The sequence below is a fragment of the Pseudogemmobacter bohemicus genome, from assembly GCF_003290025.1.
GTDB lineage: Bacteria > Pseudomonadota > Alphaproteobacteria > Rhodobacterales > Rhodobacteraceae > Pseudogemmobacter > Pseudogemmobacter bohemicus.
On sequence record NZ_QNHG01000001.1, the window covers coordinates 370,881 to 393,011 of the forward strand.

Consider the following 22,131-nt stretch of genomic DNA (forward strand, 5'->3'; position numbering starts at 1 on the left):
TGAGAACGGGCGCCGCAATGGACGCCCGTCTGCATAATCCGGTTATGGGATTGCCGCTGCGGCTGCCTGAACCCCGTTGCGCCCCCTGATCCGTTGCGGTGCAGGGGTGCCGTTGGGCAACGGCATCCGGCTATTGCGGATAGGGGCTTTCACCGCCGAGCGAGCCATTGGTGCGCTCGATGAAGGTGCCGCAGATACAGCCGGTATCTTCCGGCCCGCAGGTCGCGAGCCTGTCGAGATGCGACTGATCAGCCTGCGGCTTCGCGTGATCCTGCTCGGTTCCGGTCGCGTTCTCGATCGCATAGACCCAGGCCATGTCATCGAGGCGCATCATCCGCGACAGCTCCGGGTCAGCGCAGATCGCCTTCTGCGTGGCCTCGGTGGTCTGCGCGCAATCGAAGGATGGCGCGACTTCACCGTAACTCCTGTCCAGCCGGGTGATCTGCGCCTCTACCGCATCCAGGTCGACCGCGCAGACCGCGTTGTTGCCCGCTGCGGAAGCGCCGGCTGAAAGGGCGAAAATCAGCGACGCGCCGGCGGTTTTAAGGGCCGGTTTAAGGCCGCGCCCGAACAGGTTCGGGGCGCCTGACAGGACGCTGCCGGAGGGGTGGGGAAGGGACATCTCTAACCTCACTGAAGTCATGGAAAACCTGGCCGATGCAGCGGGTGATACGGTGTGACCGCAAATGTCTTCCGGCGCGCCGGACGGATGCCCAGAAAAGCGGCGCGGCGGAATTTGGTCAAGGTCGGGAATGCCACCGAATAATTTCTTACTGTTTTTCATGGTAATACAGGCGCCGGCGGCTTTCGTGATTCCTTTGGCACCGGCTTTCTGGCACTTGCCCGCAAGCCGGTGCCGCATTGCAGCACCAGGTCATATTTTTTTTGTATGCAACCGTATGCAAGACAGCAAAACAAGGGCTCTCCCCCTGCTTGCGGGTGGGAAAAGCCCTCTCCCTCGGTTGACCCCGGGCGGGGGCAGGGGTAAAGCGAACCAATGAGTGCAAGCGGGTCGAAAAAGGGTCCGCAGGCTCGCTGACGCCAGCTGAAGGAGCATCTCGTGGACACGCTTCTCCGAGAGTATCTTCCGATTGTCATTCTGCTTGTGATCGCGGTGGGGCTTGGCCTCGTCCTGATCCTTGCTGCTGCGGTGATTGCAATCCGGAACCCGGACCCCGAAAAGGTCTCTGCCTATGAATGCGGCTTTAACGCATTCGATGACGCCAGGATGAAATTCGACGTCCGGTTCTATCTCGTTTCGATCCTGTTCATCATCTTCGACCTTGAGGTTGCCTTCCTCTTCCCCTGGGCGCTTGCGTTCAGCGAGATCTCGATGACCGCATTCTGGTCGATGATGGTTTTCCTTGGCGTGCTGACCATCGGCTTCGCCTATGAGTGGAAGAAGGGGGCTCTCGAATGGGAGTGATGACCGGTTCCAACACGGTCGGGCTGGACCGCGACGGCGATGTCGCGGCCTTCTCGCGTGATCTGCAGGATAAGGGTTTCCTGCTGACCTCGACCGAGGATGTGATCAACTGGGCCCGGATCGGGTCTTTGCACTGGATGACCTTTGGTCTGGCCTGCTGCGCGGTCGAGATGATCCAGATGTCGATGCCGCATTACGATGTTGAGCGTTTCGGCATGGCGCCGCGCGCCTCGCCCCGGCAGTCGGATCTGATGATCGTCGCGGGCACGCTGACGAACAAGATGGCGCCCGCTTTGCGCAAGGTCTATGACCAGATGCCCGAGCCGCGCTATGTGGTGTCGATGGGCAGCTGCGCCAATGGCGGCGGCTACTATCATTACAGCTATTCGGTGGTGCGCGGCTGTGACCGCGTGGTGCCGGTGGATGTCTATGTGCCCGGCTGCCCGCCCACCGCCGAGGCGCTGCTTTACGGTCTGTTGCAATTGCAGCGGAAGATCCGCCGCACCGGCACCCTGGTGAGGTAAGCGAGATGTCTGACGCCCTGAACGAACTCGGAGCCACCATCGCCCTGCGCCAGCCCGATGCGGTGCTGTCGCATGCCATCGCCCATGGCGAGCTGACGCTGCTGGCGACGCCGGCGCATCTTCTGGCGCTGATGGAATATCTGCGCGATGACGCGACCTGCCGCTTTTCGACGCTGATCGACATCACGGCGGTCGATTACCCCGAGCGTCCGGCGCGCTTTGACGTGGTCTACCACCTGCTGTCGATGTATCGGAACCAGCGCATCCGCGTGAAGGTCGCGCTGCGCGAGGAGGAGATGATCCCCTCGCTGGTCAGCCTGCATCCCGGCGCCAACTGGTACGAGCGCGAAACCTTTGATATGTTCGGGATCATCTTCCAGGGCCATCCGGACCTGCGCCGCCTGCTGACCGATTACGGTTTCCGGGGCCATCCGCTTCGGAAAGACTTCCCCACCACCGGCTATGTCGAGGTGCGCTATGACGAAGTGCAGAAACGCGTCGTCTATGAGCCGGTGAAGCTGGTGCAGGAATACCGCCAGTTCGACTTCATGTCCCCCTGGGAGGGCGCGGAATACATCCTTCCGGGCGACCAGAAAGCGGAGGCACCGAAATGATGGACGGTTCGCAAAACCAGGACATGCGCCGCAACCATTACGACGATGGCTCGATGGATATCGAGACGTCCGAGCAGCGCATCCGCAATTTCAACATCAACTTCGGCCCGCAGCACCCTGCGGCGCACGGTGTGCTGCGTCTGGTGCTGGAGCTGGATGGCGAGATCGTCGAACGCGCCGACCCGCATATCGGGCTTTTGCATCGCGGCACCGAAAAGCTGATGGAAAGCAGGACCTTCCTGCAGAACCTGCCCTATTTCGACCGGCTCGACTATGTCGCGCCGATGAACCAGGAACATGCCTGGTGTCTGGTGATCGAGAAACTGACCGGCACCGTGGTGCCGCGTCGCGCAAGCCTGATCCGGGTGCTCTACTCGGAAATCGGCCGCATCCTGAACCATCTGATGAACGTCACCACCGGTGCGATGGATGTCGGCGCGCTGACGCCGCCGCTCTGGGGCTTTACCGCCCGCGAAGAGCTGATGCAGTTCTACGAGCGCGCCTGTGGCGCCCGTCTGCACGCGGCCTATTTCCGCCCGGGAGGCGTCCACCAGGACCTGCCGCCAAAACTGATCGACGATATAGAGGCCTGGGCCGAGACTTTCCCGAAACTGGTCGATGACCTTGACGGGCTGATCACCGAGAACCGCATCTTCAAACAGCGCACCGTCGATATCGCGACCGTATCGGAACAGGACGCGCTGGACTGGGGTTTCTCGGGGGTGATGGTGCGCGGATCGGGTCTCGCCTGGGATCTGCGTCGCGCGCAGCCCTATGAATGCTATGACGAATTCACCTTCCAGGTGCCGATCGGCAAGAATGGCGACTGCTATGACCGCTATCTCTGCCGGATGCTGGAGATGCGCGAATCCGTCAAGATCATCCAGCAGGCGATCAAAAAGCTGCGTGAGCCCGCCGGCCAGGGCGATGTCCTGGCGCGTGGTAAACTGACGCCGCCGAAACGCGGCGAGATGAAGACCTCGATGGAGGCGCTTATCCACCATTTCAAACTCTATACCGAAGGCTTCCATGTGCCGGCGGGCGAGGTCTATGCTGCGGTCGAGGCGCCCAAGGGCGAATTCGGTGTCTATCTGGTGGCAGATGGCAGCAACAAGCCCTACCGCGCCAAGATCCGCGCGCCGGGCTATGCCCATCTCCAGGCGATGGATTACCTCGGCAAGGGGCATCAGCTTGCGGATGTCTCGGCGATCATTGCGACCATTGATATTGTTTTCGGTGAGGTGGACAGATGACCGGACGGATTTTCGCGCTTGCAGTGGCTCTGGCGATGCCGGTTGCCGGCCATGCTCAGGAAAGCAAGATCGGACCCGAGGCGGAAAAGCTCGCCGCTGCGCTTGCCGCCGAGGGCTGCGTTCTGAACAGTGAAAGCAATGCCCGCATCGAAAAGCATCTCACGGGCATGACCGAGGACGAAGTTATGACCGCTGCGGCGCAGCTGATGCTGGTGGGGGCTCTGGTAGAGGAATCCGCCGAGGCTTACCGCCTGAAAGGATATGGTTGCTGATGGCCCGTCTTCTCGCCCCCCTCGCGGTGCTCTTGCTGGCCGGCCCGGCCCTTGCCCAGGAGATGCCGCCCGCCGGCACCGACTGGAAGGCGCTGCTGATCGAGACCATCGAGGCCAATGGCTGTTCGATGTCCGAGGAACAGGCCTCAAACATGCTGCCGCCGCTGGGCTTCAGCGAGGACTGGACTGCGGTGATCGTCGAGGAAATGGTCACCGAAGGCAGTGCCAGGCTGGACGAGACCACCTGGTCGCTCACCGTGAAAACGGAGAAGTGCCCCTGATGTTGCTGGTTGGGCTCCTCCCCAGTCTGCTTCTGGCCCCTGTCTTCGTGCATGGCCCGTTCGGGGTTCTGTACATAAACGCCGTTCTTTCTATCGTCGGGATCATCTGACATGCTGCGCCGCCTCTATCACGAGCAACCCGCGAGTTTCGCCTTCACGCCCGCCAATCTGGAATGGGCGCAGGGACAGATCACCAAATATCCCGAAGGCCGCCAGGCCTCGGCGGTGATCCCGCTTTTGTGGCGGGCGCAGGAACAGGAAGGCTGGCTGACAAAGCCCGCCATTGAATATATCGCCTCGATGCTGGGCATGGCGAATATCCGCGTGCTTGAGGTCGCGACCTTCTACTTTATGTTCCAGCTGCAACCGGTTGGATCCATTGCGAATATCCAGATCTGCGGCACCACCTCCTGCATGATCTGCGGCGCCGAAGAGCTGATCGCCATCTGCAAAGAGCTGATCGCGCCGACGCCGCATACGGTGTCCGCCGATGGCAAATTCAGCTGGGAAGAGGTCGAATGCCTTGGTGCCTGCGCCAATGCGCCGATGGCCCAGATCGGCAAGGATTACTATGAGGATCTGACGCCCGAGGTGCTGCGGGGGTTGATCACGCGCTTCCGCGAGGGCGAGGTGCCGCGTCCGGGCTCGCAAAACGGCCGCTATTCCTCTGAACCGGTGACCGGCCTGACCTCTCTTGCCGACCATAAGGGCAAGGGCGCGGGTCATAACGGCTCGGTCCAGCGCGCGCTGGATATCGGCGAGACGGTCAAGCGGATCGACGGCACCGAAGTGGCGCTGAACCTGTCCTGGATCCGCAACCACGAGGGCGGTGCGGCGCTGGCGGAAAAGCCGGCCGCAAAAACCGCGAAGCCCACCGCTGAAAAGACTGCCGCTGAAAAATCCGTCGCTGAAAAGCCCGCCGCGAAAATGGTCGAGGCGACGCCGGTTCCGCTGGCCGCGCTGCCTGTGGGTGAGGGCAAAAAGCCCGAAAGCCTGCGCGGCCCGCGCGACGGCGAGGCGGATAACCTCAAGGAAATCGAGGGGATCGGCCCGGTGCTGGAGCGGCTCTGCCATGAGCTGGGCTTCTACCATTTCGACCAGATCGCCAAATGGAGCGATGAGGAAGTGGCCTGGGTTGATCAGAACCTCAAAGGCTTCAAGGGCCGTGTCTCCCGCGATAAATGGGTGGCGCAGGCGAAACTGATTGTGGCTGAAGGTCTGGACGCGTTCCGCATCCGGGCAAAGACCAACGATTACTGAGGGCAGGCGGATGACAGGGCCATCGAAGGGGCCATCGGCAGATGACATCCAGCGCGGGCGCCAGGTGCGCCTCGTTGCGATTGTTATCGCGGCCACGATGATCCTGTGGATGGGCGGGCAGTTTCTGGGCGGTCAGCTTGGATGGGAGACGCGTTATGTCTTCCTTTTTGACCTCGCAGCGATTGCCGGTTTCATCTGGGCGCTGGCCGTGACGTATCAGATCTGGCGCAGGCGCCGGGATTAGGAGAGCGAGCGATGCTCAAGGATCAGGACCGCATCTTCACGAACCTCTACGGGATGCATGACCGCAGCCTGAAAGGCGCGATGGCACGCGGCCATTGGGATGGCACGGCGGATATCATCGCCAAAGGCCGTGACTGGATCGTGGACGAGGTGAAGAAATCCGCTTTGCGCGGCCGCGGCGGCGCGGGCTTCCCCACCGGCCTGAAATGGTCCTTCATGCCGAAAGTCCCGGACGGGCGCCCGGCCTATCTGGTGGTGAATGCTGACGAATCCGAGCCCGCGACCTGCAAAGACCGCGAGATCATGCGCCATGATCCGCATACGCTGATCGAGGGCTGCCTGCTGGCGGGCTTCGCGATGAATGCGGTCGCCGCCTATATCTATATTCGCGGCGAATATATCCGCGAGCGCGAGGCGCTGCAGGCCGCGATCGACGAGGCCTATGATGCCGGTCTGATCGGCCGCAATGCCTGCAAATCGGGCTATGATTTCGACGTCTATCTGCATCACGGGGCAGGGGCTTATATCTGCGGCGAGGAAACTGCGCTGCTGGAGTCCCTCGAAGGCCGCAAGGGCATGCCCCGGATGAAGCCGCCTTTCCCGGCCGGTGCTGGCCTTTATGGCTGCCCGACCACGGTGAACAATGTGGAATCCATCGCGGTGGCGCCGACCATCCTGCGCCGTGGCGGCGAGTGGTTTGCGGGCTTTGGCCGCCCCAACAATGCGGGCGTCAAGCTCTTTGCGATGTCGGGCCATGTGAACGCGCCCTGCGTCATCGAGGAATCGATGTCGATCCCGATGAAAGAGCTCATCGAGAAACATGGCGGCGGCGTGCGCGGTGGCTGGAAGAACCTGAAAGCGGTGATCCCGGGCGGTGCAAGCTGCCCCATCCTGACCGCCGATATGTGCGAAAATGCCATCATGGATTATGACGGCATGCGCGAGCTGAAATCCTCGTTCGGCACCGCCTGCATGATCGTGATGGACCAGTCGACCGATGTGATCAAAGCGATCTGGCGGCTGTCCAAGTTCTTCAAGCACGAAAGCTGCGGCCAGTGCACGCCGTGTCGCGAAGGCACCGGCTGGATGATGCGCGTGATGGACCGCCTCGTGACGGGCGATGCCGAGATCGAAGAAATCGACATGCTGTTCGAGGTCACCAAGCAGGTCGAAGGCCATACGATTTGCGCCCTTGGCGATGCAGCAGCATGGCCGATCCAGGGGCTGATCCGCAATTTCCGTGAGGAAATCGAAGATCGCATCAAGGCAAAACGCACCGGCCGCATCTCGGCCGCGCTGGCGGCGGAGTGATCATGGCCCGGCGCGCAATCCTTCTGACGGCTCCCGCCCGTGGTCTTTCGGCCATGGCGCTGGCGCTTGTCCTGTCGGGCTGCGCGGTGATCCATACGCCGCTGCCGGAAACGGTGACGCCCGGCCTGCATCAGGTTCAGGTCGATGGTCAGGCGCTGCAGGGCGAGATCCACCCGGGTCCGGCTGGCCTGCAACTGACCGTGGTTGGCGCCCGCCCGATTGGCGGCCAGGAGATCCGGGTCACGACGTCCGGGGGGCTGCGCAACGATCAGGGCGCGCTTGCGAAGAAAGCTGCCCGCGCCACCTGTGCGGCAGCCGGCGGCCAGTTCCGCGAAAAGGCCATCGGAAAATATGATCGGGCAGGCAGCTGGCTCTTTGCCGGAGGCTGCGCATGATCACGGGGTATTTCAGCCAAACCGCATCACGCAAACGCCACGAAGCCGTGCGTTCCGCAGCGCCCACCGCTCTGGCAGGATCGGGCGCCGGTCAGCCGACCGGAGCAACCTGTGGAGTGAACGTGATGAAATCCGTGAAGATGATCGCCCTGGCGCTTTATGTTGCCGGTTTTGCAGGCGCTGCCGATGCGCGCATTCCGATCAACCAGGAAAAGCATATCAACAACACGCTGCTCCAGGGCTTTATCGCCGATGCGATTGCGGACAATTGCCCGACCATGCGGCCGAGGAAGCTGCGCGCGCTCAATGAGCTGACGAAGCTCAGGGATTATGCGCTGAAACAGGGCTATACCCGCCAGGAAATCACCGCCTTTGTCGAGAGCAAGGCCGAGAAAAAGCGCGGCAAGGCCGAGGCGGCAGACTGGCTGAAGGCGCGCGGCGCCGCGCCGGGCAAGACTGCGGCCTATTGCGAGATCGGGAAGGCGGAAATTGCCGCAAAAAGCCTGATCGGCAGTTTGTTGAGGGTTGGTGGATGAAGCGGCGTTACCGTATCTCGAAAGATGCCGATATCCGTGCGGATATCCTTGCGCGCACCCCGGAAGTCGGGGATCTGCTGGATATCTATGTCGGCAATGAAGGGCCGGTGGTGAATAAATGGCACCATTATCTCGCCCTTTACGAGCGTTACTTCGCCAAATGGCGTGGTGGTCCGGTGCGCTTTCTTGAGATCGGTGTTTCCAAAGGCGGCAGCCTTGATATCTGGCGCAGGTTTCTGGGCCCCGAGGCGGTGATCTTCGGGATTGATATTGATCCTGCCTGTGCGCAGTTCAACGGCAAATCCGGTCAGGTCCGCATCGGCTCGCAGGATAATCCGGCCTTTCTGAAAAAGGTTGTCGATGAAATGGGCGGGCTTGATCTCGTGCTCGATGATGGCTCGCATGTGATGAAGCACATCAAGACCTCGCTGGCGGCGCTGTTTCCGCGCCTGTCGCCGGGCGGCACCTATGTGATCGAGGATCTGCACACTGCCTATTGGGAAGAATATGGCGGCGGGCTGGAGAATACGGATAATTTCTTCGCCATGATCCGCCCGCTGATTGACGACATGCATCGCTGGTACCATGAGGGCGCGCTGAACCGCCGCGACCTGCGCGATCAGATCACCGGGATCCATATTCACGATTCACTCGTCGTGCTCGACAAGGGGAAGGTCACAAAGCCTGTCCATTCCTTTGTCGGCGCCGAAGCGACGGAAAAACGCCGGAAAAGCCAGGAGCAGGCCATTGCGGCCGGCCATGAAGGAGAGGGAGGGCGCTGATGTCGAACCTCAGAAAAGTCAATATCGACGGCACCGAGCTGGAGCTTGACGGCTCGATGACGATCATCCAGGCGGCTGAGGCTGCCGGGATCGAGATCCCGCGCTTTTGCTACCATGAGCGGCTCTCGATTGCCGGCAATTGCCGCATGTGTCTGGTCGAGGTTGTGGGCGGCCCGCCGAAGCCGGCGGCCTCCTGCGCGATGCAGCTGAAAGACCTGCGCCCCGGCCCGAATGGCGAGGCGCCGGTGGTCAAGACCAAATCGCCGATGGTCAAGAAGGCGCGCGAAGGGGTGATGGAGTTCCTCCTGATCAACCATCCGCTGGACTGCCCGATCTGCGACCAGGGCGGCGAATGCGATTTGCAAGACCAGGCAATGGCTTATGGCGTGGACTTCTCTCGCTACCGCGAGCCGAAACGCGCCTCGGATGAGCTGAATCTCGGCCCGCTGGTCAAGACCGCGATGACGCGCTGCATCTCCTGCACCCGCTGCGTGCGCTTCACCTCCGAGGTCGCCGGTATCACCCAGATGGGCCAGACCGGCCGGGGTGAGGACAGCGAGATCACCTCGTATCTGAACATGACGCTGGACAGTAACCTCCAGGGCAATATCATCGACCTCTGCCCGGTCGGTGCCCTGACCTCGAAACCCTATGCCTTTACCGCCCGCCCCTGGGAATTGACCAAGACAGAGACCATCGACGTGATGGATGCGCTTGGCTCGAATATCCGCGTCGACACCAAGGGCCGCGAAGTGATGCGCATTCTGCCGCGCAACAATGATGCGGTGAATGAGGAATGGATCTCGGACAAGACCCGCTTCATCTGGGACGGTCTGCGCCGCCAGCGCCTCGATACGCCCTATGTGCGGGTTGATGGCAAGCTGCGCAAAGCCAGCTGGGGCGAGGCGCTGACCGCCGCCGCCGCGGCGATGAAGGGCAGGAAAATTGCCGGTCTGATCGGTGATCTCGCTCCGACCGAGGCGATTTACAGCCTGAAGAAACTGATCGAAGGTCTTGGCGGCAAAGTGGAATCCCGCACCGACGGCACCCGGCTGCCGGCTGGGAACCGCTCGGCCTATGTCGGTACGGCGACGATTGAAGACATCGACTCCGCGAAGATGATCCAGCTGATCGGCACCAATCCGCGCGTCGAGAGCCCGGTTCTGAATGCCCGCATCCGCAGGGCCTGGGCGGCTGGCGCAACCGTCGGCCTTGTCGGTGAGGCGGTCGATCTGACCTATGACTATGTCCATGTCGGCACCGACCGGGCGGCTCTGGTCGAGCTGTCAGGCAAGGAAATCTCTGATGCGACCCGCGAGGCGCCATCGATCGTGATCGTCGGCCAGGGCGCGATCAATGAGGCCGATGGCGAGGCGGTTCTGGCCCATGCGATGAAGCTGGCCGGGAACTCGAATTCGAAACTCCTGATCCTGCACACGGCGGCAAGCCGCGTCGGCGCGCTGGATGTCGGCGCCGTGACCGAAGGCGGCATGACGGCGGTGGTGATGGGGGCCGAGGTGATCTTCAACCTTGGCGCCGATGAAATCGAGATCGCGCGCGAATGGACCGATGCCGGTGCGCCGCCCTTCGTGATCTATCAGGGCAGCCATGGGGATCGGGGCGCGAACCGCGCGGATATCATCCTGCCGGCCGCTGCCTTTACCGAGGAAAACGGCCTCTTCGTCAATACCGAGGGCCGGCCGCAACTGGCCTTCCGCGCGGGCTTTGCCCCGGGCGAGGCGCGTGAGAACTGGGCGATCCTGCGGGCGCTTTCGGCCGAGCTGGGGGCGAAACTGCCCTGGGACAGCCTGGCGGGGCTGCGCGCCGCGCTGGTGGCCGATCACCCGCATCTGGGCCTTTTGAACGAGGTTGTCGGGAATGAGTGGCAGCCGCTGGAACTCAGGATGCCGGCCCGCGCCGGTTTCCGCAACGCGATCCGGGATTTTTACCTGACCAACCCGATTGCGCGGGCAAGCCAGGTGATGGCCGAGCTTTCCGCCCAGGCGCTTGCCCGGGCCAATGCGCCGATGGCGGCGGAGTAAACCCGGGATGCGCCAGCTCGCCACCCTCACGCTGTTCCCGGTCGCCCTGGCGGCTCTGGGGGCCTGCGCGGGCGGTGGGGATGTGTCGGCAAGCCCCGGGAAAAAGGAATATCTCGGCATCCAGACCGTGCTGCTGGATGGCGATATGGTCAGCTTCCGCGTCGCGATGAAGGGCACCCAGGATGGCAAGGATATCGAGGATTACGCCCGTTGCGCGGCCGCGCAATATGCGCTGATCCGCGGCGCCGGTTTCGCCCGCCATGTGCGGACGAATGTTGCAAAATCCGGCGATACAGTGCGGGGGGACTCGGCCTGGCTGGTCTCGGCCGCGCTGCCCCGGGGCGTGAAAACGATTGACGCCGAAGTGACGGTGCAGGATTGCGGCGCATTGAGGATACCGACGGTCTGAGGGGCGACCCAGGGGCACAAGGCATAAGAGAACGGTTCGGAAAACGGACTGAGAGGACGGTAGGAAGATGGACGGATTTTTCTCGACGGGGCTGGGCACGGCGGTCATTCTGATCGCCCAGTGTCTTGCGGTGGTCGCCTTCGTCATGATCTCGCTGATCTTCATGGTCTATGGCGACCGGAAGATCTGGGCGGCGGTGCAGGTGCGGCGCGGCCCGAATGTGGTCGGCCCCTGGGGGATCCTGCAAACCTTTGCCGATGCACTGAAATATGTGCTGAAGGAAATCGTCGTCCCGGCGGGTGTTGACCGCCCGGTCTATTTCCTCGCGCCGATCCTCTCCTTCGTGCTGGCGCTCCTGGCCTTCGCGGTGATCCCGTTTGATTACGGCTGGGTGCTGGCCGATATCAATGTCGCGATCCTTTTTGTCTTCGCCGTCTCCTCGCTTGAGGTCTACGGCGTGATCATGGGCGGCTGGGCTTCGAACTCGAAATACGCCTTCCTCGGGGGCTTGCGCTCTGCCGCGCAGATGATCTCTTACGAGGTCTCGCTGGGGCTGATCATCATCGGCCTGATCATCTCGTCCGGCTCGATGAACATGTCGGATATCGTGCGGGCCCAGGATACCGGCTACGGCTTCCTCGGCTGGTACTGGCTGCCGCATTTCCCGATGCTGGTGCTGTTTTTCGTCTCGTCGCTGGCCGAGACCAACCGCCCGCCCTTTGACCTTCCCGAAGCGGAATCCGAACTCGTCGCCGGCTTCATGGTCGAATATTCCTCGACGCCGTATCTTCTGTTCATGGCCGGCGAATATATCGCCATCTTCCTGATGTGCGCCCTGATCAGCCTCTTCTTCTTCGGTGGCTGGCTGTCGCCGATCCCGGGCATCGCGGATGGCTGGTGGTGGATGGTCGCCAAGATGTGGATGTGGTTCTTCATGTTCGCGATGGTGAAGGCCATCGTGCCGCGCTACCGCTATGACCAGCTGATGCGGATCGGCTGGAAGGTCTTCCTGCCGCTCTCGCTTGGCTGGGTCGTTCTGGTGGCATTCCTTGCAAAATTCGAAGTGCTTGGCGGCTTTTGGGCCCGCTGGGCGGTTGGGGGCTGAGCCAAATGGCCAATATCGACTGGAACCGCGCCACGCGCTATTTCCTGATGATGGATTTCATCAAGGGCTTCGCGCTCGGGATGCGCTATTTCTTCAAGCCGAAGCCCACCATCAACTACCCGCATGAAAAGGGGCCGCTTTCGCCGCGCTTCCGTGGCGAACATGCGCTGCGCCGCTACCCGAATGGCGAAGAGCGCTGCATTGCGTGCAAGCTTTGCGAAGCGATCTGCCCGGCCCAGGCCATCACCATCGACGCCGAGCCGCGCGAGGACGGCTCGCGCCGCACCACGCGCTACGATATCGACATGACGAAATGCATCTATTGCGGCTTCTGTCAGGAAGCCTGCCCGGTGGATGCCATCGTCGAAGGTCCGAATTTCGAATTCTCGACCGAGACCCGTGAAGAGCTGTTCTACACCAAGGAGAAACTCCTTGAGAACGGCGCGCGGTGGGAGGCCGAGATCGCCCGCAATCTCGAACTCGACGCGCCTTACCGTTAAGCCAATCCCATCCCAACCGGAGACCCGGCCAGGCCATGAGCAAGTTACAGTCAGCAGCATTCGGAGCGGCAGGCGGGGCGATAGTCTTCGCCCTTGCCGCTTTGTTTGCCGGCGACCTGCTCAAAGGCGGGCCGGGACCTCAGGGGCCGGAGGGGCCTGCCGGCCTCCAGGGTCAGGCCGGTCCGCAGGGCGAGGCCGGGCCGCAGGGACCTGGCGGGGTGCAGGGCGCCATCGGCCCCGCCGGGCCACAGGGCAGTGTCGGCGTTGCCGGCCCGCAGGGGCCGCAGGGCGAGATCGGCCTGCAGGGGGAGACCGGGCCTGCCGGTCCGCAAGGGGTTGCAGGTCTGGGCGATCCGGGCCAGGACGCCGTTCTGCTGGTGCGTCGCGCCGGAGGCTGCCCGTCCGGCTGGTCTCCTGCCGGGGAGGCTGTGCTGAACAGTTCGCCGGATTATACCGCCAGTGCGGATCAGGAGCGTTCGGACCCGCTGATGATGACCAGTGCGACGGCGGGTTTTGCGAATGTGAATTTCTTCCTCTGCCTGCAGGGGAAGGCCGGTGCGGCCGGCGGGGAGGGCGCGGAATGAATGAAGCCTATGCCAGAATGCTGAGCCAGATGATGGAAAGCAGCCAGGAGATGCTGAAAAGCTTCAACCCGGCGCTGGCCTCGGTGACGGAAAGCATGGCCGGAACCATGGGCGGCATGGCCGAGGGCATGAAGGTGGGCGGTTTCGACAAGCTGTTCCCGACCATGCCGGCCGATCTGATGGAGATGTGGTTCGGCAAGACCTTCAACCGCGAGGGGCTGGATGCCCGCAGCCGGCTGTTGGTGACACTGGCCGGGCTGTGTGTCCAGGGCGCCGCGCTGCCCTCGGGCCTTGCCGAGCCGCAGATCAAGGTGACCATCCGCCACGCGCTGGAAGCGGGTGCCACGGAACGCGAGATCGCCGAGGTGATCTGGCAGATGAGCATGTTCGGCGGGCTGCCCGCCATGAGACAGGCGCTGGATATTGCCCAGTCCGTCTTTGACGAGAAGAAGGATGCCGGAAAATGACCGTCGCGGTTTTTGCCTTTTATATCTTTGCGCTGGTGGTGATCGGCTCGGGGCTGATGGTCACGATCAGCCGCAACCCGGTTCATGCGGTGCTGTGGCTGATCTCGGCCTTCGTGGGCGCGACCGGGCTGTTCGTGCTTTTGGGCGCGGAATTCGTCGCCATGCTCTTGCTGATCGTCTATGTCGGCGCGGTGGCGGTGCTGTTCCTCTTCGTCGTGATGATGCTCGACGTTGATTTCGCGGCGCTGAAGGGCGAGATGGCGCGGGCCATGCCGCTGGCGCTGCTGATCGGGGTCGTTTTGCTGATGCAGATCGGCCTTGCCTTTGGCAGCTGGCGGATATCGTCGGGCGCGACCCAGGCCAATCCGACGCCCGCCGATATCGACAATGCGCGCGCCATCGGTCTGCTGATCTATGACCGCTATATCTACCTCTTCCAGGCGGCGGGGCTTGTATTGCTGGTCGCGATGATCGGGGCGATCCTGCTGACTTTGCGCCACCGCACCGGCATCAAACGCCAGAATGTGCTGCATCAGATGTGGCGCGACCCGGCCGAGACCATCGAGATGAAAGATATCAAACCGGGGCAGGGGCTCTGATCCATGATCCGCGCAGGGTTCATCATCGCAGGGTTTGCAGCCACGCTGGCGGTTTCGCCGGCGCTGGCCTGTTCGCCTGCGCCGATGAAACCGTCTTCGAAAGCGATCCGGGGCGAGAATTGTGCGGTCTCCTGGCAGGTTTCGGAATATGGCACTGTGGGGATCAGCGCAGCAAGGCCGGTCGCCCCCGGTTTCGTCTGGCAGGAAACCTATGAGGGCAATGCCTGCAACGGCGTTGTCACGGTGGTGGTGCAGGATTGCCGCTCGGGCCAGGTGCTGCTGCTGGGCGAGGCCTTTTACGACCTGATGCAGCCCGAGACCTCGAAACGGCTCGACGAGCTGCTGGCGCAGGTCGAAAAGGCCGGGGCAAAGCCGGGTTTCGGCCTTTCGGGCGCGCAGGCTCTGGCGGAAAAGCGCGGGCTGACGCGGGTGCGCGCAGTCACGACGGCTGACCGGATCCACATGTCGGGCAAGTCGGTGCGGCTGGATTGCGGCTGCAAGACCTTGTTCCCCGAGATGGAGGGCAAGGGATGAAGCTGCATCTTTCGCTTTTCCTGACGCTGACCGCGACCGGCGCCCAGGCGCTGACGCCGCTGCCGCCCTGCGGCGGGGTCGAGGCCGGGATGCGCACCGAATGGCCGGCCGTAATCGCCGGCACCGGCATCGTGGTCGAGGAATACCGCCATAACATTGTGAGCCATGGCACCCTGGCCGAGGCGGATACGCCGCCGGTCGATGCGCTGTCGGGCTTCGACGGGCTGCGCGTCACCCATTGCGCCAGCGGCCACATGGTCGCGGTGTCGGGCCGGAGGAACAGCTATGAAGCCGCCGACGCGCTGGCCGCGACGGTTTTCCTGCGCGATGCGGTGACACAAGAACAAACCGCGACGGCGGCGCGGATGAAACAGGCGGTGAGAGCCGCTTTCGGCAAGGGGATCGAGCTGCGTGAAGACGCCGAGACCTGCGCCTGCAATGTGTACTTTCCGGAGCTGCGCGCCAAAGGGATGACCCCTTACGACCAGCGCGACGATCTGGGGCAATAACGGGCGAGAGCGCCTGAGGGACGGATGAGATGGTAGGAATTGAACATTACATCATGGTGGCGGCGACACTCTTCGTCATCGGCATCTTCGGTCTCTTCCTCAACCGGAAGAATGTGATCGTCATTCTGATGTCGATCGAGCTGATCCTCTTGTCTGCGAATATCAGCTTCGTGGCCTTTTCGTCCTTCAACGACGATCTGACCGGGCAGATCTTCACGCTCTTCGTGCTGACGGTCGCCGCAGCCGAGGCCGCCATCGGCCTCGCCATCCTCGTCGTCTTCTTCCGCAACCGCGGAACGATCGACGTCGAAGACGTGAACGTGATGAAGGGCTGAGAGAATGGTTCAGATCGTCTTTTTTGCTCCGCTGATCGGGGCCATTCTGTGCGGCTTTGGCTGGAAGGTGATCGGTGAGAAACCGGCCCAGATCCTGACCACTGCCGCCGTCTTCCTTGCGGCTGTGCTGAGCTGGGTCATCTTCCTTGGCTTTGACGGCGAGACCTATAAGGTGCCGCTGCTGCGCTGGATCGAATCCGGTTCGCTTGAGACCTCCTGGGGGATCCGCGTCGACCGCATGACCGCGATCATGCTGGTGGTGGTGAACTCGGTCTCGGCGCTCGTGCATCTTTATAGCTTTGGCTATATGGCACATGACGAGAACTGGACCGATGACGAGCCCTACCGGGCGCGTTTCTTCGCCTATCTCTCGTTCTTCACCTTCACCATGCTGACGCTGGTGACCGCCGACAATCTCTTGCAGATGTTCTTCGGCTGGGAAGGGGTGGGGGTCGCCTCTTACCTGCTGATCGGCTTCTACTGGAAGAAACAATCGGCCGGTGCTGCCGCGATGAAGGCTTTCATCGCCAACCGGGTCGGCGATTTCGGCTTCATCCTCGGGATTGCCGGGCTTTACCTGCTGACGGATTCGATCCAGTTCGACCAGGTTTTCGCCGCCATTCCGGCCCAGAGCGAAACCACGGTCCGCTTCCTCTGGGCGGACTGGAATGCGGTCAACCTGATCGCCTTCCTCTTGTTTGTCGGCGCGATGGGGAAATCGGCGCAGCTTTTCCTGCATACATGGCTGCCGGACGCGATGGAGGGGCCGACCCCGGTTTCCGCGCTGATCCATGCGGCAACCATGGTGACCGCAGGCGTCTTTCTTGTCTGCCGCATGTCGCCGGTGTTTGAATATGCGCCCTATGCAACCGGTTTCATCACCGTGCTGGGCGCGACGACCGCCTTCTTTGCCGCGACCGTCGGTCTGGTGCAGAATGACATCAAGCGCGTGATCGCCTATTCGACCTGTTCGCAGCTGGGCTATATGTTCGTGGCGGCAGGCGTCGGGGCCTATCCGGTCGCGATGTTCCACCTCTTCACCCACGCCTTCTTCAAGGCGATGCTGTTCCTTGGCGCCGGTTCGGTGATCCATGCCACCCATCACGAGCAGGATATGCGCTGGTATGGTGGGCTCAGGAAGAAGATCCCCTTCACCTTCTGGATGATGATGATCGGCACGCTGGCGATTACCGGTGTGGGGATCCCGCTGACCTATTACGGTTTTGCCGGCTTCCTGTCGAAAGACGCGGTGATCGAGAGCGCTTATGTCGGCTCCTCCTACGCCTTCTGGATGCTTATTATCGCCGCTGGCATGACCAGCTTCTATTCCTGGCGCCTGATGTTCCTGACCTTCTACGGCACCAACCGCGCCGATCAGAAACCGCATGAGGATCACGCGCATGGCCATGATCACGGCCATGCCGCACATGGTCACGACGACCACGGCCATGACGATCACGGCCACGGGCACCACCACGAGCCGCATGAAAGCCCTGCAGTCATGCTGATCCCGCTGGCGGTTCTGTCGCTGGGCGCGATCTTCTCGGGGATGCTGTGGTACAAGGTCTTTTTCGGCGACGAGGAGAAGATGCGCTCCTGGTTCGGGATGGAGCAGCTGGCTGCGCATGAGGTCGAAGAAGGGAGTGCCGGGCCCGCCGCTGATTATGCGGCAGCCGGAGAGACTGCTGGCGCTGAAACGGCGCTTGCCGAAGCGGCAGGCGATGCGCCGACTGCTGAGGAAGCGGCGAACGCTGCGGCCCAGGCCGAAGCCCTTGCGGCGGCCGATGCCGGCGTTACCGATCCGGGCGAAGCGGTTGAAGCCGCTGACCCCGGCGCGGAACATGGCGTCGCTCCGAAAGGCGCGCTCCTGATGCTGCCTTACGGCGCGGAGGAACAGGCCGTGGTCGAAACCCGCGTCGATGCGAAAAAGGTCGAGGCCTCGGGCCATGCGCCGAACACCATCATCGCGGCGGCCCATATGGTGCCGTCCTGGGTCAGGGTCTCGCCCTTTATCGCGATGCTGATCGGTCTGGTCCTGTCCTGGCTCTTCTATATCAAAAACCCGTCCTGGCCGCGCCGGCTGGCAGAGCAGCAACGCCCGCTTTATCTGTTCCTTCTGAACAAGTGGTATTTCGACGAGATCTATACCTTCGTCTTCGTCAAAGGCTCGAAAGCCCTTGGCCGGCTGTTCTGGAAGAATGACGTCAAGGTGATTGACGGAACCATCAACGGGGTGGCGATGGGGATTGTCCCCTTCTTCACCCGCCTCGCCAATCGTGCCCAGTCGGGCTTTGTCTTCCACTATGCCTTCGCCATGGTGCTCGGGATTGTTGCCCTGGTCACCTGGATGACGCTTTTCGGTGGCGCCAGGTAAGGGGGCCCGGGATCCATGGCACAACAACTTCTCAATATCATTCTCTTCCTGCCGCTGGTTGCGGCGCTGATCATGGCGCTTTTCCTGCGCGGCGATGACGAGGCCGCACGGGGCAACGCGAAATATCTGGCGCTGTTTGCGACGATCGCGACCTTCCTCGCCTCGCTGTTCCTGCTGGCCGAGTTCGACCCGTCGAATCCGGATTTCCAGTTCGTCAGCGAAAGCAACTGGATTCTCGGCCTGAAATGGCGGCTGGGCGTTGACGGGATCTCGATCCTCTTCGTCCTGCTGACCACCTTCCTGATGCCGCTGGTGATCTGGTCGGCCTGGGATGTCACCAAACGCGTCAAGGAATATATGATCGCGTTCCTGATCCTTGAGACGCTGATGATCGGCGTGTTCGGTGCGCTGGATCTGGTGATGTTCTACCTCTTCTTCGAGGCGGGGCTGATCCCGATGTTCCTGATCATCGGGGTCTGGGGCGGCGTGAACCGCATCTATGCGGCGTTCAAATTCTTCCTCTACACCTTCCTCGGCTCGGTGCTGATGCTGGTGGCGATGATCTTCATGTATATGGATGCCGGCACCACCTGTATCGGCGCCTGTGGCGAGGGGCAGGTTTCGCTCCTGACCCATACATTCAGCTTCGAGGCCTTTGATCTCCTGGGGGTCCAGGTGGTCGGCGGCGTGCAGACGCTGTTGTTCCTTGCCTTCTTTGCCTCTTTCGCGGTGAAGATGCCGATGTGGCCGTTCCACACCTGGCTGCCTGATGCCCACGTTCAGGCGCCGACCGCCGGTTCGGTCATTCTGGCGGCGATCATGCTGAAGATGGGGGGCTATGGTTTCCTCAGGTTCTCGATCCCGATGTTCCCGGTGGCATCCGATCTGCTGGCGCCGCTGGTGTTCTGGATGTCGGCGATTGCGGTGGTCTATACCTCGCTGGTCGCCATCGTGCAGTCGGACATGAAGAAGCTGATCGCCTATTCCTCGGTCGCCCATATGGGCTATGTGACCATGGGGATTTTCGCGATCAACCAGCAAGGTCTTGACGGCGCGATCTTCCAGATGATTTCGCACGGTTTCATCTCTGGCGCGCTCTTCCTTTGCGTCGGCGTGATCTATGACCGCATGCATACCCGCGAGATCGACGCCTATGGCGGTCTGGTGAACAGGATGCCGGCCTATGCGATGGTCTTCATGTTCTTCACCATGGCCAATGTGGGCCTTCCCGGCACATCGGGTTTCGTGGGTGAGTTCCTGACGATCATGGGCATCTATCAGGTCAATACCTGGATCGCCTTCTTCGCGGCTTCGGGCGTGATCTTCTCGGCCTCTTATGCGCTCTGGCTTTACCGCCGGGTGATCTTTGGAACATTGACCAAAGACAGCCTTAAGCTGATCAGCGACATGACCACGCGCGAGAAACTGATCTTCGCGCCGCTGGTGGCGATGACGCTGTTCCTGGGGGTCTATCCGAGCGCCGTGACCGATATCATCGGCCCGTCCGTGACCCATCTGATCGAGAATTACCTTGCCGCTCTGCCCGCCGTGGCAGAGCAGGCGGCGATGCACTGAGGAAGCGCGACAATGACCGCAGTTGATTTCAACACCGTTCTGCCCGAGGTGATCCTCGCGCTTTACGCGATGGCCGCGCTCATGTTCGGCGTCTATACCGGCAAGGACAGGGTGGCGGTGCCGCTGGTCTGGGCCACGGCGGGGCTTTTCGTGGCGCTGGCGCTGTGGATCGGCCTTGCGGGCGAGGGCGACCGCACCGCCTTCCACGGCATGTTCAACGATGACCCCTTCTCGCGTTTCTCGAAAGTGGTGATCCTGTTGTCCACCGCGGCGGTGCTGGTGATGAGCCAGGACTATATGTCCCGCTGGAACCTTTTGCGGTTCGAGTTCCCGGTGATCGTGACGCTTGCCGTGACCGGCATGATGATGATGGTCTCGGCCGGCGATCTGATGGCGCTCTATATGGGGCTGGAGCTGCAATCGCTGGCGCTTTATGTCACCGCCGCGATCCGCCGCGACTCGGCGAAATCCTCCGAGGCCGGGCTGAAATATTTCGTCCTCGGCTCGCTGTCCTCTGGGATGCTGCTGTTTGGCGCCTCGCTGGTTTACGGCTTTACCGGCACGACGCAATTCGACGGCATCTTCGTAGCAGTTCAGGCCGATGTCTCGCTGGGGCTGCTGTTCGGTCTGGTCTTCATGCTGGCAGGTCTGGCCTTCAAGATCTCGGCCGCACCCTTCCATATGTGGACGCCCGACGTCTATGAGGGCTCGCCCACGCCCGTCACGGCCTTCTTCGCCACCGCGCCGAAAGTGGCCGCGATGGCGCTGATCGCGCGGCTGGCCTGGGATGCTTTCGGCTCGATCCCGGCGCAATGGGGCCAGGTGCTGGCGGCGATGTCGGTGCTGTCGATGTATCTCGGGGCGATTGCCGCGATTGGCCAGAAAGACATCAAGCGTCTGATGGCCTATTCCTCGATTGCCCATATGGGCTATGCGCTGATCGGTCTGGCCGCTGCGACCACAGGCACGCCGGATCAGGCGGTGCAGGGCGTCCAGGCGATGCTGATCTATATGGCGATCTATGTCACCATGGGTGTGGGGTCTTTCGCCTTCATCCTCGGGATGGAGCGCGATGGCCGCCCGGTCACCGATATCGCGAGCCTCAAGATGCTCTCGAAGTCTGAGCCCCTGAAGGCGCTGGCGCTGCTGGCTTTGTTCTTCAGCCTTGCCGGTGTGCCGCCCTTTATCGGCTTCTATGCCAAATTCGCGGTGCTGAAGGCGGCGGTCGATGCCGGCATGGTCTGGCTGGCGGTGGCGGGCGGTATCGCTTCGGTGATCGGTGCCTTCTACTATCTGCGCGTCGTCTATTTCATCTATTTCGGCGATACCGAAGACCCGGCCGAAAGCCGGATGTCGGCGGTGCAATGGGTTCTGATGATGGCGGTGGCGGCGATCCTGGTGCTGGGCGCGATCAATCTCTTCGGGATCGAAGGGCCGGCTCTGACGGCGGCAAAATCACTTGTGCTCTGACCGCATCGAACGGGTGGAGCTGGCCTCGGTCGACTCCACCAATATTGAGGCCTTCCGGAGGGCCCCCGATCTTCGGGGGCCTCTGTGGATTCTGGCGGGCGAGCAAACGGCGGGGAAGGGACGACGGGCGCGTCCCTGGACCAGCCCGCCGGGGAATTTCTATGGCAGCCTCGCGCAACGCCTTGATGAACCGGCGGCAAGGCTTGGTCTGCGCAGTTTCGTCGCGGCGCTGGCGCTTTACGACGCCTTTGTCGCCGTGGTCGGCGCTGGCACCGGTTTCGCGCTGAAATGGCCCAATGATGTGCTGCTGAATGGCGGCAAGCTGACCGGGATCCTGCTGGAAGCCTCGGGGCCGGTGCTGGTGATCGGCATGGGGGTGAACCTTTTGCATGCGCCCCCGGCAAGCGCGGTAGACCCTGGTGCTGTGGCCCCGGTCTCGCTGCTGGCAGAGACGGGTGTGCGGGTGACGCCCGCGCGCTTTCTGGACGCTCTGGCGCCGGCCATGGCGCATTGGGAGGCGGTGCTGCGCGATGAGGGTTTTGCACCCATACGCGCCGCCTGGCTCGCCCGTGCCGCGCGGATCGGCGAAAAGATCACCGCCCGCACCGGATCCGAGACCCGCGAGGGCATATTCGAGACCATCGACCAGGACGGCAATCTGGTTCTGCGCATGGCCTTCGCGACCGTCGCCATCCCGGCGGCGGATGTGTTTTTCTGACCGAAACCGAAGG

General features: G+C 62.2%; 27 protein-coding genes. 26 read left to right on the forward strand and 1 reads right to left on the reverse strand.

The window, feature by feature from the left end; translation table 11 throughout:
* Positions 1–130: 130 nt before the first annotated feature.
* Entirely contained in the window at positions 131–862 is a 732-nt protein-coding gene (locus DRF71_RS01670) for a lysozyme inhibitor LprI family protein (RefSeq protein ID WP_157970870.1), read from the reverse strand.
* Between the two features lie 198 nt (positions 863–1,060).
* On the opposite strand from DRF71_RS01670, the gene DRF71_RS01675 reads away from it, so the two are divergent.
* The 26 genes from DRF71_RS01675 (at position 1,061) to DRF71_RS01800 (ending at position 22,118) form a co-directional block, all read left to right on the forward strand.
* Positions 1,061–1,426, forward strand: a complete 366-nt coding sequence (locus DRF71_RS01675) for an NADH-quinone oxidoreductase subunit A (RefSeq protein ID WP_092896257.1) — start codon at positions 1,061–1,063, stop codon at positions 1,424–1,426.
* Entirely contained in the window at positions 1,417–1,950 is a 534-nt protein-coding gene (locus tag DRF71_RS01680; RefSeq protein WP_092896259.1) for a NuoB/complex I 20 kDa subunit family protein, read from the forward strand. Before DRF71_RS01675 ends, DRF71_RS01680 begins: the two co-directional genes overlap by 10 nt.
* A gap of 5 nt (positions 1,951–1,955) precedes the next feature.
* The gene (locus DRF71_RS01685) at positions 1,956–2,564 is read left to right on the forward strand and encodes an NADH-quinone oxidoreductase subunit C (RefSeq protein ID WP_112308891.1); all 609 of its coding nucleotides are present in this window, start codon (positions 1,956–1,958) and stop codon (positions 2,562–2,564) included.
* Entirely contained in the window at positions 2,561–3,817 is a 1,257-nt protein-coding gene (locus DRF71_RS01690) for an NADH-quinone oxidoreductase subunit D (RefSeq protein WP_112308892.1), read from the forward strand. The genes DRF71_RS01685 and DRF71_RS01690 overlap by 4 nt, the downstream gene beginning before the upstream one ends.
* On the forward strand, positions 3,814–4,089 hold the full coding sequence (locus DRF71_RS01695; RefSeq protein ID WP_112308893.1) for a hypothetical protein: 276 nt from the start codon (positions 3,814–3,816) through the stop codon (positions 4,087–4,089). Before DRF71_RS01690 ends, DRF71_RS01695 begins: the two co-directional genes overlap by 4 nt.
* Complete coding sequence (locus DRF71_RS01700; protein WP_112308894.1) at positions 4,089–4,370, forward strand: hypothetical protein; 282 nt, start codon at positions 4,089–4,091, stop codon at positions 4,368–4,370. The genes DRF71_RS01695 and DRF71_RS01700 overlap by 1 nt, the downstream gene beginning before the upstream one ends.
* 111 nt (positions 4,371–4,481) lie before the next feature.
* Entirely contained in the window at positions 4,482–5,630 is a 1,149-nt protein-coding gene (locus DRF71_RS01705; protein WP_112308895.1) for an NADH-quinone oxidoreductase subunit E, read from the forward strand.
* Positions 5,631–5,640: 10 nt separating this feature from the next.
* On the forward strand, positions 5,641–5,874 hold the full coding sequence (locus DRF71_RS01710) for a DUF5337 domain-containing protein (RefSeq protein ID WP_112308896.1): 234 nt from the start codon (positions 5,641–5,643) through the stop codon (positions 5,872–5,874).
* Positions 5,875–5,885: 11 nt separating this feature from the next.
* Complete coding sequence (gene nuoF / locus DRF71_RS01715) at positions 5,886–7,184, forward strand: NADH-quinone oxidoreductase subunit NuoF (protein ID WP_112308897.1); 1,299 nt, start codon at positions 5,886–5,888, stop codon at positions 7,182–7,184.
* Between the two features lie 2 nt (positions 7,185–7,186).
* On the forward strand, positions 7,187–7,579 hold the full coding sequence (locus DRF71_RS01720) for a hypothetical protein (RefSeq protein WP_112308898.1): 393 nt from the start codon (positions 7,187–7,189) through the stop codon (positions 7,577–7,579).
* A gap of 125 nt (positions 7,580–7,704) precedes the next feature.
* Positions 7,705–8,115 (forward strand): DUF5333 domain-containing protein, encoded by a 411-nt coding sequence (locus tag DRF71_RS01725; protein ID WP_157970871.1) that lies wholly within the window; start codon positions 7,705–7,707, stop codon positions 8,113–8,115.
* Positions 8,112–8,897 carry a class I SAM-dependent methyltransferase gene (locus tag DRF71_RS01730; protein WP_112308900.1) on the forward strand — a complete coding sequence of 262 codons (786 nt, stop codon included), beginning with the start codon at positions 8,112–8,114 and terminating at the stop codon, positions 8,895–8,897. Before DRF71_RS01725 ends, DRF71_RS01730 begins: the two co-directional genes overlap by 4 nt.
* On the forward strand, positions 8,897–10,939 hold the full coding sequence (gene nuoG / locus DRF71_RS01735; RefSeq protein ID WP_112308901.1) for an NADH-quinone oxidoreductase subunit NuoG: 2,043 nt from the start codon (positions 8,897–8,899) through the stop codon (positions 10,937–10,939). Before DRF71_RS01730 ends, nuoG begins: the two co-directional genes overlap by 1 nt.
* Before the next feature lie 7 nt (positions 10,940–10,946).
* Positions 10,947–11,348, forward strand: a complete 402-nt coding sequence (locus DRF71_RS01740; RefSeq protein ID WP_112308902.1) for a hypothetical protein — start codon at positions 10,947–10,949, stop codon at positions 11,346–11,348.
* A gap of 67 nt (positions 11,349–11,415) precedes the next feature.
* A complete protein-coding gene (gene nuoH / locus DRF71_RS01745) occupies positions 11,416–12,453 on the forward strand; it encodes an NADH-quinone oxidoreductase subunit NuoH (RefSeq protein ID WP_112308903.1) in 1,038 nt (345 codons plus the stop codon).
* Between the two features lie 5 nt (positions 12,454–12,458).
* Complete coding sequence (gene nuoI / locus DRF71_RS01750; protein WP_112309914.1) at positions 12,459–12,953, forward strand: NADH-quinone oxidoreductase subunit NuoI; 495 nt, start codon at positions 12,459–12,461, stop codon at positions 12,951–12,953.
* A gap of 35 nt (positions 12,954–12,988) precedes the next feature.
* A complete protein-coding gene (locus DRF71_RS28940; RefSeq protein ID WP_157970872.1) occupies positions 12,989–13,537 on the forward strand; it encodes a hypothetical protein in 549 nt (182 codons plus the stop codon).
* Positions 13,534–14,004, forward strand: coding sequence for a carboxymuconolactone decarboxylase family protein (locus DRF71_RS01760; protein WP_112308905.1), 471 nt, complete (start codon positions 13,534–13,536; stop codon positions 14,002–14,004). The genes DRF71_RS28940 and DRF71_RS01760 overlap by 4 nt, the downstream gene beginning before the upstream one ends.
* Complete coding sequence (locus DRF71_RS01765) at positions 14,001–14,603, forward strand: NADH-quinone oxidoreductase subunit J (RefSeq protein WP_112308906.1); 603 nt, start codon at positions 14,001–14,003, stop codon at positions 14,601–14,603. The genes DRF71_RS01760 and DRF71_RS01765 overlap by 4 nt, the downstream gene beginning before the upstream one ends.
* A gap of 3 nt (positions 14,604–14,606) precedes the next feature.
* The gene (locus tag DRF71_RS01770) at positions 14,607–15,137 is read left to right on the forward strand and encodes a hypothetical protein (protein WP_112308907.1); all 531 of its coding nucleotides are present in this window, start codon (positions 14,607–14,609) and stop codon (positions 15,135–15,137) included.
* Positions 15,134–15,646, forward strand: coding sequence for a hypothetical protein (locus DRF71_RS01775; protein WP_112308908.1), 513 nt, complete (start codon positions 15,134–15,136; stop codon positions 15,644–15,646). Before DRF71_RS01770 ends, DRF71_RS01775 begins: the two co-directional genes overlap by 4 nt.
* A 29-nt stretch (positions 15,647–15,675) precedes the next feature.
* On the forward strand, positions 15,676–15,981 hold the full coding sequence (gene nuoK / locus DRF71_RS01780; RefSeq protein ID WP_112308909.1) for an NADH-quinone oxidoreductase subunit NuoK: 306 nt from the start codon (positions 15,676–15,678) through the stop codon (positions 15,979–15,981).
* A 4-nt stretch (positions 15,982–15,985) separates the two neighbouring features.
* Complete coding sequence (nuoL, locus tag DRF71_RS01785; protein WP_112308910.1) at positions 15,986–18,355, forward strand: NADH-quinone oxidoreductase subunit L; 2,370 nt, start codon at positions 15,986–15,988, stop codon at positions 18,353–18,355.
* A 15-nt stretch (positions 18,356–18,370) separates the two neighbouring features.
* Positions 18,371–19,930 carry an NADH-quinone oxidoreductase subunit M gene (locus tag DRF71_RS01790; RefSeq protein ID WP_112308911.1) on the forward strand — a complete coding sequence of 520 codons (1,560 nt, stop codon included), beginning with the start codon at positions 18,371–18,373 and terminating at the stop codon, positions 19,928–19,930.
* Between the two features lie 12 nt (positions 19,931–19,942).
* Positions 19,943–21,400 carry an NADH-quinone oxidoreductase subunit NuoN gene (gene nuoN / locus DRF71_RS01795; RefSeq protein WP_112308912.1) on the forward strand — a complete coding sequence of 486 codons (1,458 nt, stop codon included), beginning with the start codon at positions 19,943–19,945 and terminating at the stop codon, positions 21,398–21,400.
* On the forward strand, positions 21,390–22,118 hold the full coding sequence (locus DRF71_RS01800; protein ID WP_232831246.1) for a biotin--[acetyl-CoA-carboxylase] ligase: 729 nt from the start codon (positions 21,390–21,392) through the stop codon (positions 22,116–22,118). The genes nuoN and DRF71_RS01800 overlap by 11 nt, the downstream gene beginning before the upstream one ends.
* Positions 22,119–22,131 lie beyond the last annotated feature (13 nt).